Origin of the sequence: Pseudomonas sp. p106 (assembly GCF_003936645.1) — a bacterium.
GTDB classification, from domain to species: domain Bacteria; phylum Pseudomonadota; class Gammaproteobacteria; order Pseudomonadales; family Pseudomonadaceae; genus Aquipseudomonas; species Aquipseudomonas putida_E.
In genome coordinates this window covers 22,556-40,101 of sequence record NZ_RHQR01000013.1, presented here as the reverse complement: position 1 = coordinate 40,101, position 17,546 = coordinate 22,556, and the positions used below count along the sequence as shown (strand labels likewise).

Genomic DNA, 17,546 nt, shown 5'->3' with positions numbered 1-17,546 from the left:
CACACCGTCCCGGCTGTGTCGTTTCTGCCATTCAAGAATTCTGCCTGGGAGGCTGCTATGCGCTGGGGAACCTACTTTGCCGTGCTGGCATCGGTGCTGAGCGTCGGGCTCGCGCTCGGCGTGAGCATGCCGCTGGTGTCCCTGCGCCTGGAGGCCTGGGGCTACGGCAGCTTCGCCATCGGCGTGATGGCTGCGATGCCCGCGCTGGGCGTGCTGATTGGTGCCAGCCTGGCCAGCCGCCTGGCCGGCTGGGTCGGCGTGCCTTCGGCTATGCGCCTGTGCCTGTGGGGCGGGGCATTGTCGATTGGCCTGCTGGCGGTGCTGCCCAGCTACCCGCTGTGGCTGGCGCTGCGCTTGCTGATCGGCATGTCGTTGACCGTGGTGTTCATCCTTGGTGAGAGCTGGATCAACCAGTTGGTGGTCGAGCAGTGGCGTGGGCGCCTGGTGGCGCTGTATGGCAGCAGCTATGCCTTGAGCCAACTGGCAGGGCCGCTGGTGCTGGGCTTTCTCGGCTCCGACGATGACTTTGGCTTCTGGGCTGCGACCGGCCTGCTGCTGCTATCGCCCTTGCTGCTGTTGGGTCGTGGCGGCGCGCCGAGTACCGAGGCCTGCAGCGTAACCTTCAGCGACCTGTTCGCCTTCTGTCGCCGGCTGCCGGTGATCGCCTGGGCCATCGCGCTGTTCGCTGCCTTCGAGGCGATGATCCTCACCCTGTTGCCGGTGTATTGCCTGCAGCAGGGCTTCACCACCGAGCTGGCGCTGTTCATGGTCAGTACCGTGGTGGTTGGCGACGCGGTGCTGCAGTTGCCGATTGGCGCCTTGGCCGACCACATGTCGCGGCGCGCACTGTTCACCGGTTGTGCCGTGACCTTGCTGTGTTCCAGCCTGGCGATTCCGTTGCTTGTACACACGCCGGCGATCTGGCCATTGTGGGTGCTGTTCGGGGCCAGTGCCGGTGGCCTGTTCACGTTGTCGCTGATACTGATCGGCGAGCGTTATCGGGATGATGCACTTGTGCGGGCCAATGCCCATGTGGCGCAGCTGTGGGGTATCGGCTGCCTGCTGGGGCCGTTGCTGGCCGGTGCGGGTAGCCAGTGGCTCAGTGGCCATGCCTTGCCGCTGCTGATGGCAGTTGGGGCGGCCGGGTTGGTGGTGTTGACCCGGCGGCGCGGTGCCTTCGAGCCTGCTGCCGCCTGAGGCCCTGCACTACAGCATTTTCTCCAGCCCGACGGCCTTGCTGATCCACGCATTGAACCGCCGCCAGAGCCCGCCGGGCTCTGCCGTCAGGGTGTGCAGTTGGCCGTTGTCCTCGGTCACCCAGGCCAGCTTGTCATTCTCTAGCCTGACCTGATAACTCAGCGCAGGCGCCATGCCCTGAACGGCCAGCTCGCGGGTGTATTCGGCCAGCTCCGGGCTGTCCACCAGCACCCCGACCTCGGTATTCCACAACACCGAACGCGGGTCGAAATTGAACGAGCCGATGAAAGTCTTGCGTCGGTCGAACACGATCGCCTTGCTGTGCAGGCTGGAATCCGAACCGCCGTGGAAATTCAGGCGCCCGGCACTGGGGTCACCCGGCTGGCGGCGCAACTCGAACAGCTGCACGCCGTGTTCGAGCAGCGCCCGGCGGTAGGGCGCATACCCGCCATGCACGGCCGGTACATCGGTGGCTTCCAGCGAGTTGGTCAACAGCTTGACCGACGTTCCGGCGTCGGCACGGCCGGTCAGGTACAGCAGCCCGGGCTCGCCAGGGACGAAATAGGCCGAAACCAGGATCAACTCGTGGTGCACGTTTGCCAGGTCAGGGGCCAACTGCTGGCTCATCAGCAGGTGCGGGTCTGGCTCATCGTCTGCCAGCACCTTGCTCGGTGCATCCCACAAGGCCTGGCTGTGGGCCCAGATCAGCTCATTGCGCCAAACATCCAGCCGAGGCTCCGACTGATAGGCCATCAGGCGGTCATACAGCGCCTTGCGCTGCACCCGCGCCTCGGCCAGCGACACCTCCAGGCGGTGGCGGCTGGCGCGCAGGTCGGCGGCATCCGGCAGTTGCCAGAGGAAGTCAGTCACGGGCCGGCTCAGGGCACTGTTCCAGTACTGGTCGAAGCTGTGCCCGAGCTGTTCGGCCACCGGGCCCACGCCGAGCATGTCGATGTCAGTGAAATTCAGGTTGGGCTCAGCATCGAAATACTCATCGCCCAGGTTGCGCCCGCCGACGATGGCCATGCTGTTGTCCACCAGGAACAGCTTGTTGTGCATGCGCCGGTGCTGGCGCGACAGGTTGAACAGGCGGCCCACCGCGCGCGTCACCCCCGTGCTGCGGCCCAGATGCAGTGGGTTGAATACGCGGATCTGGATGTTCGGATGGGCGTCGAGGGTGCCCATGATGGTGTCCAGGCCGTCGCTGGTGGTGTCGTCCAGCAGGATGCGCACGCGTACGCCTCGGTCGGCGGCGCGCAGCAGTTCATGGACCAGGGCCCGGGTGCTCAGGCCGTCGTGGACGATGTAGTACTGCAAGTCGATGCTGGCCTGCGCGTTGCGGATCAGCTCGGCGCGGGCACGGAAGGCCTCGTTGCTGTTGGGCAGCAGACGGAAACCGGACCGTCCTTCATAGGGTGCGGCCTGGCGCAGCACAGAGCGGCCGAAGGCTGAATCTTTGGCCGGCAGTGCCTGGCTGGTCTCGCGGGGTGTACCGACGCTGGCGCAGCCTGCAAGGCCTAGCAGCACCAGCAGCAGGGGCAGAGCTCGCTGGAGTCTCAAGTGTGGATCGTCCTGTGCGGCAAAGGCTTGAGAGGTTGGACCGTATAGGGCGGCGCAAAGTTACCCGTCGGTGTTACTTTGATCCAGTAGACGAAGGGCGGTTTCTCCCACTTTGCGCACCGCGTCCTCGATCTGCGGTGTTGGCCGCGCGGCGAAATTCATCCGCAGGCAGTGGCGGAACTTGCCTGAGGCGGAAAAGATGCTGCCCACGGCAACCTGCACGCCCTGTTCCAGTAAAGCGCGGTTCAGCCGCAGCGTGTCGAAATGTTCTGGCAGCTCCACCCACAGCATGAAGCCACCCTGAGGCCGGCTGACGCGCGTGCCAGGCGGGAAGTAACGGTTTACCCAGTCGCTCATCAGGTCGCGGCCGCGCTGGTACTGGCTGCGCATGCGCCGCACATGGGGGTGGTAGTGGCCGCTGGCGATGAAATCGGCAATCGCCAACTGCGGCTGGGTGGCGGTGCTGCCGGTGCTGATGTACTTCATGTGCAGCACCCGCTCCAGATAGCGCCCTGGCGCCACCCAGCCAATGCGCAGGCCCGGGGCTAGCGTCTTGGAAAACGAACTGCACAGCAGCACGCGACCGTCGTCGTCGAACGACTTGAGGGTGCGCGGGCGGGGGTAGGTGTAGGCCAGGTCGCCATACACATCGTCTTCGAGGATGGCGACGTCATAGCGCTGGGCCAGGTTCAGCAGCGCCTTCTTGCGTGCCTCGGGCATGATGTAGCCAAGCGGGTTATTACAGCTTGGCGTGATCTGGATGAGCTTGATCGGCCACTGCTCAAGCGCCAGTTCCAGGGCTTCCAGGCTGATGCCGGTGATCGGGTCGGTGGGGATCTCCAGCGCCTTCATGCCCAGGCCTTTGAGTGTTTGCATGGCGCCGTGAAAGCTCGGCGAATCGACCGCGACAATGTCGCCCGGCTCGCACACCGCGCGGATGCTGCATGACAACGCTTCGTGGCAGCCGGTCGTCACCACCAGGTCCGCCGGGCCCAGGCGGCAGCCAGAGTCCAGCACCAGGCGGGCAACCTGCTCACGCAAAGCGAGGTTGCCATGGATGTTGTCGTAATACAGCCCCGGCATGTCCTGGCGCCGGCTGAGCTGGGCGAGGCTGCGCAACAAGGGCTTGAGGCTCGGGCTGTCGATGTCGGGCATGCCGCGGCCGAGCTGTATGACGTCTTGACGAGGTGTGCTGCGCACCAGCTCCAATACCTGTTCCCACTGCGAAATGTCCACGGGTCGCTGGGCAGGGCGGCTGACGGCGGGCAGTGCGGCGAGGTGGCGATGGTCGTTGACGAAGTAGCCGGACTTGGGGCGTGGCGACACCATGCCGTTGTCTTCCAGCAGGCGGTAGGCCTGCTGCACCGTACTCAGGCTGACCCCATGTTCCACGCTCAGGGCGCGCACCGATGGCAGGCGCTGGCCGGGGCGGTACAGGCCTTGCTCGATACGGGTGCCGAGCAGCTCGGCGAGGTTCAGGTAGAGCGTCACGGCATACTCCTGTGCTCGATTGCAAGCACGACCAGTACAGTTGCGTAGAAAATACAGCATTCAGCCGCAGATCCGCCAATTCTGTATGGGAATAATAAGCCTGTATTGAATCTGTATTGCCGGTGCTGGCAGCGCGCATGCTTTCTCCACAGTAACCACTGAATGGGAGAACGCAGCGATGGGTGGCATGAGCGATGTGCGCTTGCAACTGTTGGCCAGGGAACTGGAAGCCGGGCAGCAGGCCAAGGTGTTCAACGCCCCGCAAGGGATGGGGCGTTGGGGCCTGATGCTGCATCGCTGGCACACCCGCAGGGCGTTGCTGCAGTTGACCGATGAGCAGTTGCGCGATGTTGGGCTGAGCTGGGAGCAGGCCTTGACCGAGGGGCGTAAACCCTTTTGGAAAGACTGATCAACATGACACTGCGCGGTCCATGCAGGACCGTTCAGGTCTCAAGTCAGCTCTTTGAGCCTGTGCCACAACATCCCCAACGCCAGCAGCGGCGAGCGCAGGTGTTTGCCGCCAGGGAAGGTGATGTGTGGCACCTTGGCGAACAGGTCGAAGCGCCCGCTTTGCTGGCCGCTGATGGCTTCACCCAGCAGGCGCGCTGCCAGGTGAGTGGCGTTGAGCCCATGGCCAGAGTAGGCCTGGGCGTAATAAACATTCGGCTGGCTGGCCAGGCGGCCGACCTGTGGCAGGCGGTTGGCGCCGATGCCGATCATCCCACCCCACTGGTAATCGATGCGCACATCGGCCAGTTGCGGGAACACCTTGAGCATCTTCGGCCGCATGTAGGCGGCAATGTCCTGTGGGTCGCGCCCGGAGTAATGGCAGGCACCGCCGAACAGCAGGCGGTGGTCGGCGGACAGGCGATAGTAGTCCAGCGCCACGCGCTGGTCGCACACCGCCATGTTCTGCGGCAGCAATTGGCGCGCGCGTTCCTCACCCAGCGGTTCGGTGGCGATGATGTAGCTGCCGGCTGGCAGCACTTTGCCGCCCAATTCGCGGTTGAGGCCGTTGTGATAGGCGTTGCAGCACAGCACCAGGGTTTTGGCGCGCACCCGGCCTTGGGCGGTGTGCACCTTCACTTCGGGGCCGTACTCGATGCGGCTGACCTCCGATTGCTCGTATAGCTGCACACCAAGGCGGCTGGCCACGGCCGCTTCGCCAAGCGCCAGGTTGAGCGGGTGCAGGTGCCCTGAGCCCATGTCGATCAGGCCGCCGACATAACGGTCGGAGCCGACCACGCTGTGGATATCGTCTTTATGCACCAGGCGCAGTTCGTGCCGGTAGCCCAGGCTGCGCAGTTCATCGGCGTCTTCGGCGAAGCCTTGCAGCTCGCCGGGCTTGTTGGCCAGGTCGCAGTAACCCCAGGTCAGGTCGCAGGCGATGGCGTGGCGCTCGACCCGCTCACGGACGATGTCCACGGCTTCCAGCCCCATCAGCTTCATGCTGCGTACGCCTTCTTCACCGATCACCGCAAGGAACTGCTCCAGGCCGTGGCCGACGCCCCGGATAAGCTGGCCGCCATTGCGCCCGCTGGCCCCCCAGCCGAGCTTGCGCGCTTCCAGCAGGATCACCGACAGGCCGCGTTCGGCCAGCTCGATGGCGGTGTTCAGGCCCGAATAGCCGCCGCCAACGATGCACACGTCGGCGCTGTGCTCGCCTTGCAGGAACGGGTGATCGGGGTGTGGCGCGCTGCTGGCGGCGTAGTAGGAGGCGGCGTGCTGCGCGCTGTGGATCATTGGCGGGTCCTGGGTATCGAGACAGAAGTGGGAGGATAAGCCGGGCTTTCGGGGTCGGGCAACCGGCCTCATTCGCGGCAAGCCGGCGATGAGGCCTATAATTCAGTCTCAATCTTCAATGTGTTCCTCGCCATGTCCTGCAACCGCCACAAGATCCAGTTCCTGCGCGAACTCATCCCTTCCTTCGAATGCGAGCCTGGTTGCCACGACTGTTGTGGCCCGGTTACCACGTCAGCCGAAGAGATGGCCCGCCTGCCGCGCAAGTCGCAGGCTGAGCAGGATGCGGCGCTGCAGCGCCTGGACTGTGTGCACCTGGGGCCCAATGGCTGCACCGTATACGAAGAAAGGCCGATGATCTGCCGCCTGTTCGGCACCACCCCGCGCATGGCCTGCCCACGCGGCCGTGGCCCGCAACAGATGATCGAGCCGCAAGCCGAGCAGCTCGTCCACCGGTTCATCGCCACCACCCGGCAGGTGCTGGTTTAGCGTCAGTCCGGGATCGGCAGGCAGAGGCTTTCCTTCACCTCCTCCATCACGATGTAGCTCTTGGACTCGCGCACGTGCGGCAGCTTGAGCAGGATGTCGCCCAGCAGCTTGCGGTACGAGGCCATCTCTGAAATGCGTGCCTTCACCAGGTAATCGAAATCGCCCGACACCAAGTGGCATTCCAGCACGTGTGGCAGCTTGAGTACCGCGCGGCGGAACTCCTCGAACGTGTCGCCCGACTTGTAGTCCAGGCTGATTTCCACGAACACCAGCAGGCTGCCCTTCAGGTGCTGAGGGTTGAGCCGGGCGTTGTAGCCCATGATGATGCCCTCACGCTCCAGGCGGCGCACGCGCTCGGTGCAAGGGGTGGTGGAAAGCCCAACTTTCTCGCCCAGTTCGGTGAAGGAAATGCGCCCGTCATTCTGCAGGATCCGCAGGATGTTGCGGTCGATCTTGTCCAGTTCACGCTTGCTCTGGTGCTGGGTTCTCATAGGGGATGCCCCTCCGTGAAAGGCGATTTTGCCGAGAATTCTCGCCAAATATAGGCTTTTATATAGTGAATTGCACTGGGCTGTAATTTTTATACTGCGCGCATCCATGCCATATCAACAAAAATGCGGTGCGCCGCGTGCGAGGGATCAACGATGCGAGTTCTGGTACTTGGTAGCGGTGTAATCGGAACCGCCAGTGCCTATTACCTGGCCCGGCAAGGTTTTGAAGTAACTGTGGTCGATCGCCAACCGGCGGTGGCGATGGAAACCAGCTTCGCCAACGCAGGCCAGATCTCGCCCGGCTACGCCTCGCCCTGGGCTGCTCCAGGCGTGCCGCTCAAAGCCATCAAGTGGCTGCTGGAGCGCCACGCGCCATTGGCCATCAAGCTGACCGGCGACGTTGACCAGTACCTGTGGATGGCACAGATGCTGCGCAACTGCACCGCCAGCCGCTATGCAGTGAACAAGGAGCGCATGGTGCGCCTGTCCGAGTACAGCCGCGATTGCCTCGACGAACTGCGCGCCGAAACCGGTATCGCTTACGAAAGCCGCACTTTGGGCACTACCCAGCTGTTCCGCACCCAGGCTCAGGTTGATGCTGCTGCCAAGGACATCGCTGTGCTCGAGCAGTCGGGCGTGCCCTATGAGCTGCTGGACCGTGATGGCATTGCCCGCGTCGAACCGGCCCTGGCTGGGGTCAAGGACATTCTTGCCGGCGCCCTGCGCCTGCCCAACGACCAGACCGGCGACTGCCAGCTGTTCACCACCAAGCTTGCAGAAATGGCCCTCAAGCTGGGTGTCGAATTCCGTTTTGGCCAGGACATCCAGCGCCTGGACTTCGCCGGTGACCGAATCAATGGCGTATGGGTCGACGGCAAGCTGGAAACCGCCGATCGCTACGTGCTGGCGCTGGGCAGCTACTCGCCGCAGATGCTCAAACCGCTGGGCATCAAGGCGCCGGTGTACCCGCTCAAGGGTTATTCGCTGACCGTGCCGATCACCAACGCCGACATGGCGCCGACCTCGACCATTCTCGATGAAACCTACAAGGTCGCCATCACCCGCTTCGACAACCGTATCCGTGTCGGTGGCATGGCTGAGATCGCCGGTTTTGACCTGTCGCTTAACCCGCGCCGGCGCGAAACACTGGAGATGATCGTCAACGACCTTTATCCTCGCGGCGGTGACCTGAGCCAGGCCAGTTTCTGGACCGGTCTGCGCCCGGCGACCCCGGATGGAACCCCGATTGTGGGTGGCACCGCATTCCGTAACCTGTTCCTCAACACCGGCCACGGTACCCTGGGTTGGACCATGGCCTGTGGTTCCGGGCGCCTGCTGGCTGACCTGATTGCGCGCAAAAAGCCGCAAATCAGCGCTGAAGGGCTGGATATTTCACGGTATGGCAAAACCCGGGAAGTCGCCAAGCAAGGCCATACGGCGCCAGTGCATCAGTAATCGGCCTGCTATACCGGCCTCATCGCTGGTACGGCGGCTCCTACACTGACCCTGTGGGAACCGGCTTGCCGGCGATGAATCCAACACTGTTTTCAACCTGAACCACCATAAGGCTGCCGCCATGCGTCCCGCCCGTGCCCTGATCGACCTCCAAGCCCTGCGCCACAACTACCGCCTTGCCCGTGAACTGACCGGCGCCAAGGCCCTCGCCGTGATCAAGGCCGACGCCTACGGCCACGGCGCCGTGCGTTGCGCCCTCGCGCTGGAAGCCGAAGCCGATGGCTTTGCCGTTGCGTGTATCGAAGAGGCGCTGGAGTTGCGTGCGGCGGGTATCAAGGCTCCGATGCTGCTGCTTGAAGGTTTCTTCGAAGCCAGCGAGCTTTCGCTGATCGCCGAGCATGACCTGTGGTGCGTGGTGCATTCGCTGTGGCAGCTGGAGGCCATCGAAAAGACGCCCGTGCACAAGCCATTGACCCTCTGGCTCAAGCTCGACAGCGGCATGCACCGTGTCGGCCTGCACCCCAAGGACTATCACGAGGCTTACCAGCGCCTGCTGGCCAGCGGCAAGGTTGCGCGCATCGTGCTGATGAGCCATTTCGCCCGTGCCGACGAACTGGATGCCGACGCCACTGCGCAACAGATTGCCGTGTTCGAGGCCGCCCGGCAGGGTTTGGCTGCCGAATGCAGCCTGCGCAACTCGCCCGGCGTGCTGGCCTGGCCGCATGCCCCCAGCGACTGGGTGCGCCCTGGCATCATGCTGTACGGCGCAACACCGTTCGAGGTGGCGCAAGCCCAGGCCGAGCGCCTGCAGCCGGTAATGACCCTGCAATCGCGGGTGATCAGCGTGCGAGAGTTGCCTGCTGGCGAGCCGGTGGGCTATGGCGCCAAGTTCATCAGCCAACGCCCCACCCGGGTGGGCGTGGTTGCCATGGGCTACGCCGATGGCTACCCCCGCCAGGCCCCGACCGGTACGCCGGTGATGGTCGCCGGCAAGCGTTGCCAGCTGATTGGCCGCGTTTCCATGGACATGCTGTGCATCGATCTGACCGACGTGCCCGAAGCGAACATCGGCAGCCCGGTCGAGCTGTGGGGCAAGCACGTGTTGGCCAGTGAAGTCGCCATGCACGCAGGGACCATCCCCTACCAGATCTTCTGCAACCTCAAACGCGTGCCGCTGGACTACTTCGGCGAATGACACGCTGAAGCGGACAGCCTGAGGGGCGGTGTGTTGTAAATACTGAACGGCATTGCCATGATATCGTTCACATTCACCCCGCCATCTCACCGTTTCAGGAGGCTCCAGCTTTGGACGTCGGCGAACGACTGCAAGCCATCCGCAAGCTCAAGGGCCTGTCCCAGCGTGAACTCGCCAAGCGTGCGGGCGTGACCAACAGCACCATCTCGATGATCGAGAAGAACAGTGTGAGCCCCTCGATCAGCTCGCTGCGCAAGGTGCTAAGCGGTATTCCCATGTCCATGGTCGAGTTTTTCTCCGTGGAACTGGAAGCTGAAAGCCACGCCCAGATTGTTTACAAGGCCCACGAACTGATCGACATTTCCGACGGTGCGGTGACCATGAAGCTGGTGGGCAAGTCGCATCCCAACCGTGCCATTGCTTTCCTGACCGAGGTCTACCCGCCGGGTGCCGACACCGGAGCCGAGATGCTCACCCACGATGGCGAAGAAACCGGCATCCTCCTTGAAGGCCGGCTGGAACTGGTGGTGGGCACCGAGACCTTCATCCTCGAAGAAGGTGACAGCTACTACTTCGAGAGCACCCGCCCGCACCGTTTTCGCAACCCTTTCAATGAGCCGGCGCGGCTGATCAGTGCTGCAACGCCGTCGAACTTTTGATCCAGCGCAGTGCATTGATTCGGCAATACCCCTTTCCTGAGTAGGGTCGTTTCACGGCTTCCGGGTTCCCGCTATACTTTTCAACGCTCGCATTACCGTGGCCGCGGGCGTGATTAGCCACCATGAGGGTGTTCGCGTGAACCAAATCAAGAAGATGCTGGCCGTACCAGCAGCCGTATTCGCCCTTTGGGCAATGAGCGCAACCGCTGCGACCAATGATGACATTGCCAAACGCCTTGAGCCGGTTGGCCAAGTGTGCGTCCAGGGCCAGGAATGCAAGGGCATGGAGGTGGCCGCTTCGGCTGGCGGTGGCGGTGCCAAGACACCGGATGAAATCATCGCCAAGCATTGCAACGCCTGCCATGGCAGCGGCCTGCTCGGCGCGCCGAAAATTGGCGACACCGCCGCCTGGAAAGAGCGCGCCGATCACCAGGGCGGCCTTGACGGCATCCTGGCCAAGGCCATCACCGGGATCAACGCCATGCCCCCCAAGGGCACCTGCGCCGATTGTTCGGATGAAGACCTCAAAGCGGCCATCCAGAAGATGTCCGGGCTTTGAGCCTGGGTTGAGTTGCCAATAGCCCGCCTTGCATGGCGGGCTTTGTCTTTGCGCAGGCAACGAACCCGCGCCGGTTCATGTCCAACCCCTGAACCCACGGAAGATTCAGGAGGCCACGATGCACCTATGCTCCATCGACCAGGCAGTCGAGCAGGTCTTGTCGCGCTTGCCCGCGCATATCCACATGGGCCTGCCGCTGGGTCTTGGCAAACCCAATGCCTTCGTCAATGCGTTGTACGCCCGGGTGCGTGACCTGCCAGAGCGCCGGCTGACGATCTACACGGCCTTGTCGCTTGGCCGCCCACCTTTGGGCGACGGCTTGCAACGGCGCTTGCTCGAGCCCTTCATCGAACGTGTGTTCGCCGATTACCAGGAGCTCACCTATCTCGCCGACCTGCGCAACGACCAGTTGCCGCCGAACATCCGCGTCGAGCAGTTCTTCATGCAGCCCGGCGGCCTGCTGCACAGTGATTGCGCGCAGCAAGACTACGTCAGCAGCAACTACAGCCATGCAGCCCGCGATATCAACGCCAAGGGCCTCAACCTGATTGCGCAACTGGTAGCCGCCACGCCGGAAAAGCCGGTGCACTTGAGCCTGGCCTGCAACCCCGACATCAGCCTCGACCTGCTGCCGATGATCGCCAAGCGCCGCGAGGCCGGTGAAACCATCCTCATGCTCGGGCAGGTGCATGCCGAGCTGCCCTACATGCCTGGTGATTCGGAGTTGGGCATGGAAGCGTTCGACCTGCTGATCGATCAGGTGGAGCAACGTCGGCTGTTCTCCACACCGAACATGCCGGTTACCACCCAGGACCATTGCATCGGCCTGCACGCCAGTACCCTGGTGCGCGATGGCGGCACCCTGCAGATCGGCATCGGCGCCATGGGTGATGCCGTGGCCGCTGCGCTGCTGGCGCGCCAAGGCGACAATTCTGGTTACCGGGCACTGATGGGTGAGCTGGATGTAGGGCCATGGCAAACCCTGATCGAGCGGGAAGGTGGGCTCGATGCTTTCGGCCAAGGCCTCTACGGTTGCAGTGAGATGTTCGTCAACGGCCTGCTGGCTCTCGCCGAAGCCGGGGTGGTGCGGCGCCCTGCTGACGAGCAAGGCGTGCTGGTACACGGCGGCTTCTTCCTCGGCCCGCAGGCGTTCTATCAACGCTTGCGGGAGATGCCGTTGGAGCAGCGCGCTCAGTTTGCCATGACGCGCATCAGCTTCATCAACGAGCTGTATGGCCAGGAAGAAACGAAGCGCCGCCAGCGGCGTGATGCCCGCTTCATAAACACAGTGTTCACCATGACCCTGCTCGGCGCGGGTGTAGCCGACCAGCTGGAGGATGGCCGCGTGCTCAGCGGCGTGGGCGGGCAATACAACTTCGTTGCACAGGGGCACGCGCTGGAGGGTGGACGATCCATCCTGTTGCTGCGCAGTTGGCGCGAGGCGGGAGGCGAGGTCAGCTCAAACCTGCTCTGGGCCTACGGCCATTGCACCATCCCCCGGCACTTGCGCGACATCGTCGTGACCGAGTACGGCATCGCCGACTTGCGTGGGCAGAGCGACAGCGAAGTGATCGCACGGCTGCTGGCGATCAGTGATTCGAGGTTCCAGGGCGAGCTGATCGAGCAGGCTAAGAAAGCCGGCAAGCTCGCAAAAGACTTTCAGCTGGATGCGCGGTTTACCGACAACACGCCTGAGCGACTTGAGCAAATCAGGGCACGGCATGCGCGGCTGTTCCCGGAGTATCCGTTGGGGACTGATTTCACGGCCGAGGAACGGGACTTGTTGCGGGCTTTGAACTGGCTCAAAAGCAAGTTCAGGTTGAGCGAGGTGCTGGAGCTGGGCAAGGCAGCGCTGGATGCGCCGGGGCCGGAGGGGTATACGGCGCAGTTGGCGCGCATGCAGCTGGATGAGCCACGAGGGCTCAAAGACGAGCTATATCAGCGGTTGATACTGGCAGGATTGGCGGCGACGCGGTGATTGCCGGGGCTGCTTTGCAGCCCATCGCGACACAAGGCCGCTCCTACAGAAGCTCGGTGGTCCTGTAGGGGCGGCCTTGCGTCGCGATGGGCCGCATAGCGGCCCCAATGGCTGTCACTCGATGAAGCTGACCACGCCACCTTCCAGCGACTTCACCCGGGCCAGCGATTCAACGCGGTAACCCTGGCCGTCCAGCTCGGCACGGCCGCCCTGGAACGACTTCTCGATGACGATACCCAGGCCGGCCACGGTGGCACCGGCCTGCTTGATGATCGAGATCAGCGCCTGCGAGGCTTTGCCGTTGGCCAGGAAGTCATCGATCACCAGCACGCGATCGCTGCTGTTGAGATGGCGCGGCGAGATCGCCACGGTGTTCTCGGTCTGCTTGGTGAAGGAATACACCGAGGCAGTCAGCAGGTTTTCGGTCAGGGTCAGGGACTGATGCTTGCGCGCGAAGATCACCGGAACGCCCAGCTTCAGGCCAGTCATCACCGCCGGCGCAATACCCGAGGCTTCGATGGTGACGATCTTGGTCACACCGGCATCGGCGTAAAGGCGGGCGAACTCGTCACCGATCAGCTGCATCAGCGCAGGGTCGATCTGGTGGTTGAGAAACGCATCGACTTTGAGAACCTGATCGGAAAGCACGATGCCTTCGTCGCGAATCTTCTGCTGCAGTGCTTCCACTGTGTATCTCCGATGTAGCAAAGGTGGCCGCAAAGAGCGGCAGAGTTAAAGAGTAATGGTTGATCAGCGTTTGAGCATTGCCCGGATATCGGCCAGTGCGTTGTTGCCACGCGCGGCTTTGACTTCCACTGGCGCATCGTCCAGGCCTTCCCAGGCCAGGTCGTCCGGGGGCAGTTCGTCGAGGAACCGGCTGGGCGTGCAGTCGATGATTTCGCCGTACTGCTTGCGTTTGGCAGCGAAGGTGAAGGCCAGGGTCTGACGGGCGCGGGTAATGCCCACGTAGGCCAGGCGGCGTTCCTCTTCGATGGTGTCGGCTTCGATGCTCGAGCGGTGGGGGAGGATTTCCTCCTCCATGCCCATGATGAATACGTAAGGGAATTCCAGGCCTTTGGACGCATGCAGGGTCATCATCTGCACGCCCTCGGCGTTTTCTTCCTCTTCCTGCTGGCGCTCGAGCATGTCGCGCAGCACCAGCTTGCCGATGGCGTCCTCGATGGTCATGTCACCCTCTTCGTCCTTCTCGAGGGTGTTCTTCAGCGCTTCGACCAGGAACCAGACGTTGCTGATGCGGAACTCAGCAGCCTTGTCGCTGGCCGTTTGCTGGCGGATCCAGTTCTCGTAGTCGATGTCGCGGATCATCTCGTGCAGCGCGGCGATCGGGTCTTCCAGGGCGACCTTGTGGCGCACGCCGTCGAGCCAATGCTTGAAACGCTGCAGACGCTCGGTATAACGCGCGTCCAGGTGCTCGCCCAGGCCCAGTTCCTCGCTGGCGGCATACATCGAGACGCCGCGTTCGGTGGCGTAGTTGCCGAGCTTTTCCAGGGTGGTCGAGCCGATCTCGCGGCGCGGTACGTTGATCACCCGCAGGTAGGCGTTGTCGTCATCCGGGTTGACCAGCAAGCGCAGGTAGGCCATCAGGTCCTTGACCTCCTGACGGCCGAAGAAGCTGTTGCCGCCCGACAGGCGATACGGCACCTGGTGATGCTGCAGTTTCAGCTCGATCAGCTTGGCCTGGTAGTTGCCGCGGTAGAGGATGGCGAAGTCGCTGTAAGGGCGGTTGGTGCGCAGGTGCAAGGTGAGGATTTCCATGGCCACACGCTCGGCCTCGGCTTCCTCGTTCTTGCAGCGGATCACACGGATCTCGTCGCCCACGCCCATCTCGCTCCACAGCTGCTTCTCGAACGCATGCGGGTTGTTGGCGATCAGCACGTTGGCGCAGCGCAGGATACGGCTGGTGGAGCGGTAGTTCTGTTCGAGCATGACGATTTTCAGGGAAGGGTAATCCTCCTTGAGCAGCATCAGGTTCTCGGGGCGCGCACCACGCCAGGCGTAGATTGACTGGTCATCGTCACCTACCACGGTGAACTGGTTGCGCATGCCGATCAGCATTTTCACCAGCAGGTACTGGCTGGCGTTGGTGTCCTGGTATTCGTCCACCAGCAGGTAGCGCACGCGGTTCTGCCAGCGCTCCAGCACTTCGGGGTGCTCCTGGAACAGCTTGACCGGCTGCAGGATCAGGTCGTCGAAGTCCACCGCGTTGAACGCCTTGAGCGTGCGCTGGTAGTGGGTATAGACGATGGCGGCGGTCTGCTCGCGCGGGTTTCGCGCTTTTTCCAGGGCTTCGGCGGGCAGAATCAGGTCGTTCTTCCAGGCACCGATCATGTTCTTGATCTCGTCGATGCCGTCGTCGCCGGAGTATTCCTTCTGCATGATGTCCGACAGCAGCGCCTTGATGTCGGATTCGTCGAAGATCGAAAAGCCCGGCTTGTAGCCCAGCTTGTCGTGCTCCTTGCGGATGATGTTCAGGCCCAGGTTGTGGAAGGTACATACCGTCAGGCCCCGGCCTTCCCCCGGGCGCAGCAGGGTGGCGACCCGCTCCTTCATCTCGCGCGCAGCCTTGTTGGTGAAGGTCATCGCGACGATGTACTGAGCACGGATGCCGCAGTTCTGGATCAGGTGGGCAATCTTGCGCGTGATCACGCTGGTCTTGCCGGAGCCTGCACCGGCGAGCACCAAAAGAGGGCCGCCGACGTAGTCACGGGCTTCCTGTTGCCTGGGATTGAGTCGGGACATGCTAGAAACCGGGGGTCGCCAGAAAATAGCCGCGCATTCTAACAGGCATGGGGCCATTGTGGCGCGACCGTCTGACGTCTGAGTCAGACTTTGTATCGCGCATAGCATTAGTCAGGCTCATGCTATTCATGGAAAAAATCGTATTTGCTGGTTTAACCACTTTCGAGCAGGATGCACGTCAAAATGTGTCGGGACGCGCTGTGGGCAAGGATATGTCTAAAAGTGAAAATCATTTTCATTTCTGCAGTAGCATACCCGGCCTCCCTCGTGCCACCGTCCCCGCTTTAAGGAGCCCGCTTGTCCACGCCTGTCGAACCTTTGCGTTTGCTGTTGTTGGCTGATGAGCCGGAATGGGCCGCCGTGTTGCGCGAATGCCTGCTGCCGCTGAACGGTGCGGCGGTACTGCTGACTGCGCCCAACTGGGCAGCAGTCGACAGCCTGTTCAGCCAAGACCGCCAGGCCGTGATCCTGGCCACCCAGGCCCTGCAACCCGCGCCGGGGCGCTGCGAGCTGCCAACCATCCTGTTGCTCGACGATGAGCCGGTGGCCCCACCCACGGGCGTCAGCGACTGGCTGGTGCGCAGCCAGCTCAATGCCGATGCGCTGCGCCGTTCGCTGCGCCACGTGCGCGAACGTGGCGTGCTGGTGGCCACCTTGCAGCGCCTGGCCGAGCAGGACCCGCTGACCGGCATCGCCAACCGCCAGGGTTTTCAGGCCCTGTTGACGGCACGGCTGGCTGAGAATGACGGGCGCGGGGTAGCCCTCGGGCACCTGGACCTGGACAACTTTCGTCATGTCAACGATGCCCTCGGCCACCAGGGTGGCGACCGGCTGATCCTGCAGGTGGTGTCACGCCTGAAGCAGCAACTGGAGGCCGGCGACCAGCTGGCGCGCCTGGGCAGTGATGAATTTGCCCTGCTGATCGACACCCGTCGCGACACCGGCCGCGCCGAGCGCATCGCCGAACGCATCGTCGAAGCCCTGGCCGAGCCTTACTGGATCGACGGCGAAAGCCTGTTGCTTGGCTGCAGCCTGGGCCTGGCCCACGCCCGCGCGCAAAGTGGCGCCGACCCGTTGATGTGGCATGCGCACATCGCCATGCGCCAGGCCAAGAGCAGCCAGGGCTGTACCTTTCATGTGTTCAATGAGCGGATCAACCGCAACGCCCGCAGCCTTGCCGACCTGGAAGGCGAACTGCGCAGGGCCCTGCGCCGTGATGAACTGGAGCTGCACTACCAGCCGCGACTGAACCTGGCCGATGGCAGCATCGTCGGCCTGGAGGCGCTGGTGCGCTGGCGTCATACCGAGCGCGGCCTGTTGCCGCCGAGCGAGTTCGTGCCGCTGGCCGAGCAGAGCGGGCTGATCGTACCGTTGGGCTACTGGGTTATATCCCGTGCCCTGCGTGACATGCAGGCCTTGCGCGAGAGCGGCCCGGCGCCCCTGCACATGGCGGTCAACCTGAGCTTTCGCCAGTTCCAGGACAGCCAGCTGCTGGCCACCCTGAGCCGGCTGATCATCGAGCATGGCGTCGATGCCCGCTGGCTGGAGTTCGAGCTGACCGAGACGGCGGTGATGCGCCGCAATGAGCTGGTCCGCCAGACCATGGATGCCCTCGGGCGCCTGGGCGTGCGCTTCTCGCTCGACGACTTCGGGACCGGCTTCTCATCCTTCGTGCACCTGAACAGCCTGCCGATCACCTTGCTGAAGGTCGATCGCAGCTTTGTCGCCGAAATGGAGATGCGCGAGGAAAACCGCAAGCTGGTGCACGCGATGATCAACCTGGCGCACAACCTCAACCTCGAGGTGGTGGCCGAGGGCGTTGAAAGCCCTGAGCAGATGGCTTTGCTACGTGAGTTTGGCTGTGACCAGGTGCAGGGGTTTCTGGTCAGCAAGCCACTGCCGGTGGATGAGCTGGTGGAATATCTGTCGAGAAGCACCCCGGCTCAGGTGGTGAGTCTTTGAAGCTGTAGGG

General features: G+C 63.1%; 15 protein-coding genes. 9 read left to right on the top strand and 6 right to left on the bottom strand.

The features are described from left to right. Positions 1-57: 57 nt before the first annotated feature. Positions 58-1,197: an MFS transporter gene (locus tag EGJ09_RS16650; protein ID WP_046786879.1), complete on the top strand. Its 1,140-nt coding sequence runs from the start codon at positions 58-60 to the stop codon at positions 1,195-1,197. 9 nt (positions 1,198-1,206) lie between these two features. Here EGJ09_RS16650 and EGJ09_RS16645 read toward each other — a convergent pair whose 3' ends face one another. Continuing rightward, on the bottom strand, positions 1,207-2,757 hold the full coding sequence (locus EGJ09_RS16645) for a phospholipase D family protein (RefSeq protein WP_115273284.1): 1,551 nt from the start codon (positions 2,755-2,757) through the stop codon (positions 1,207-1,209). A gap of 60 nt (positions 2,758-2,817) precedes the next feature. Then, positions 2,818-4,248 (bottom strand): PLP-dependent aminotransferase family protein, encoded by a 1,431-nt coding sequence (locus EGJ09_RS16640; RefSeq protein WP_161872405.1) that lies wholly within the window; start codon positions 4,246-4,248, stop codon positions 2,818-2,820. A gap of 178 nt (positions 4,249-4,426) precedes the next feature. Between EGJ09_RS16640 and EGJ09_RS16635 the strand changes: the two genes are divergently transcribed. Next, entirely contained in the window at positions 4,427-4,657 is a 231-nt protein-coding gene (locus EGJ09_RS16635) for a DUF1127 domain-containing protein (protein ID WP_046786882.1), read from the top strand. Between the two features lie 41 nt (positions 4,658-4,698). On the opposite strand, the gene EGJ09_RS16630 is transcribed toward EGJ09_RS16635, so the two are convergent. Further along, positions 4,699-5,991, bottom strand: coding sequence for an FAD-binding oxidoreductase (locus tag EGJ09_RS16630; protein ID WP_125924396.1), 1,293 nt, complete (start codon positions 5,989-5,991; stop codon positions 4,699-4,701). A gap of 132 nt (positions 5,992-6,123) precedes the next feature. On the opposite strand from EGJ09_RS16630, the gene EGJ09_RS16625 reads away from it, so the two are divergent. Next, positions 6,124-6,477 carry a YkgJ family cysteine cluster protein gene (locus EGJ09_RS16625; RefSeq protein WP_125924395.1) on the top strand — a complete coding sequence of 118 codons (354 nt, stop codon included), beginning with the start codon at positions 6,124-6,126 and terminating at the stop codon, positions 6,475-6,477. A 2-nt stretch (positions 6,478-6,479) separates the two neighbouring features. Here the strand turns inward: EGJ09_RS16625 and dadR are convergent, their stop codons facing one another. Beyond that, positions 6,480-6,968 carry a transcriptional regulator DadR gene (gene dadR, locus EGJ09_RS16620; protein ID WP_003258963.1) on the bottom strand — a complete coding sequence of 163 codons (489 nt, stop codon included), beginning with the start codon at positions 6,966-6,968 and terminating at the stop codon, positions 6,480-6,482. Positions 6,969-7,121: 153 nt separating this feature from the next. On the opposite strand from dadR, the gene dadA reads away from it, so the two are divergent. The 5 genes from dadA (at position 7,122) to EGJ09_RS16595 (ending at position 12,814) form a co-directional block, all read left to right on the top strand. Beyond that, on the top strand, positions 7,122-8,423 hold the full coding sequence (gene dadA, locus EGJ09_RS16615; protein ID WP_046786885.1) for a D-amino acid dehydrogenase: 1,302 nt from the start codon (positions 7,122-7,124) through the stop codon (positions 8,421-8,423). 121 nt (positions 8,424-8,544) lie between these two features. Then, a complete protein-coding gene (gene alr / locus EGJ09_RS16610; protein ID WP_125924394.1) occupies positions 8,545-9,618 on the top strand; it encodes an alanine racemase in 1,074 nt (357 codons plus the stop codon). 110 nt (positions 9,619-9,728) lie between these two features. After that, positions 9,729-10,277, top strand: coding sequence for a cupin domain-containing protein (locus EGJ09_RS16605; RefSeq protein WP_125924393.1), 549 nt, complete (start codon positions 9,729-9,731; stop codon positions 10,275-10,277). Positions 10,278-10,431: 154 nt separating this feature from the next. Continuing rightward, positions 10,432-10,836 carry a cytochrome c5 family protein gene (locus EGJ09_RS16600; RefSeq protein ID WP_046787067.1) on the top strand — a complete coding sequence of 135 codons (405 nt, stop codon included), beginning with the start codon at positions 10,432-10,434 and terminating at the stop codon, positions 10,834-10,836. Between the two features lie 118 nt (positions 10,837-10,954). Then, complete coding sequence (locus tag EGJ09_RS16595; protein ID WP_125924392.1) at positions 10,955-12,814, top strand: acetyl-CoA hydrolase/transferase C-terminal domain-containing protein; 1,860 nt, start codon at positions 10,955-10,957, stop codon at positions 12,812-12,814. A gap of 114 nt (positions 12,815-12,928) precedes the next feature. Here EGJ09_RS16595 and EGJ09_RS16590 read toward each other — a convergent pair whose 3' ends face one another. Both EGJ09_RS16590 and rep read right to left on the bottom strand, forming a co-directional pair. Beyond that, positions 12,929-13,501: a xanthine phosphoribosyltransferase gene (locus tag EGJ09_RS16590; RefSeq protein WP_012312153.1), complete on the bottom strand. Its 573-nt coding sequence runs from the start codon at positions 13,499-13,501 to the stop codon at positions 12,929-12,931. Between the two features lie 63 nt (positions 13,502-13,564). Further along, positions 13,565-15,574 carry a DNA helicase Rep gene (gene rep / locus EGJ09_RS16585; RefSeq protein WP_012312154.1) on the bottom strand — a complete coding sequence of 670 codons (2,010 nt, stop codon included), beginning with the start codon at positions 15,572-15,574 and terminating at the stop codon, positions 13,565-13,567. Positions 15,575-15,871: 297 nt separating this feature from the next. On the opposite strand from rep, the gene EGJ09_RS16580 reads away from it, so the two are divergent. Next, the gene (locus EGJ09_RS16580) at positions 15,872-17,536 is read left to right on the top strand and encodes a bifunctional diguanylate cyclase/phosphodiesterase (RefSeq protein ID WP_125924391.1); all 1,665 of its coding nucleotides are present in this window, start codon (positions 15,872-15,874) and stop codon (positions 17,534-17,536) included. Positions 17,537-17,546: the final 10 nt, after the last annotated feature.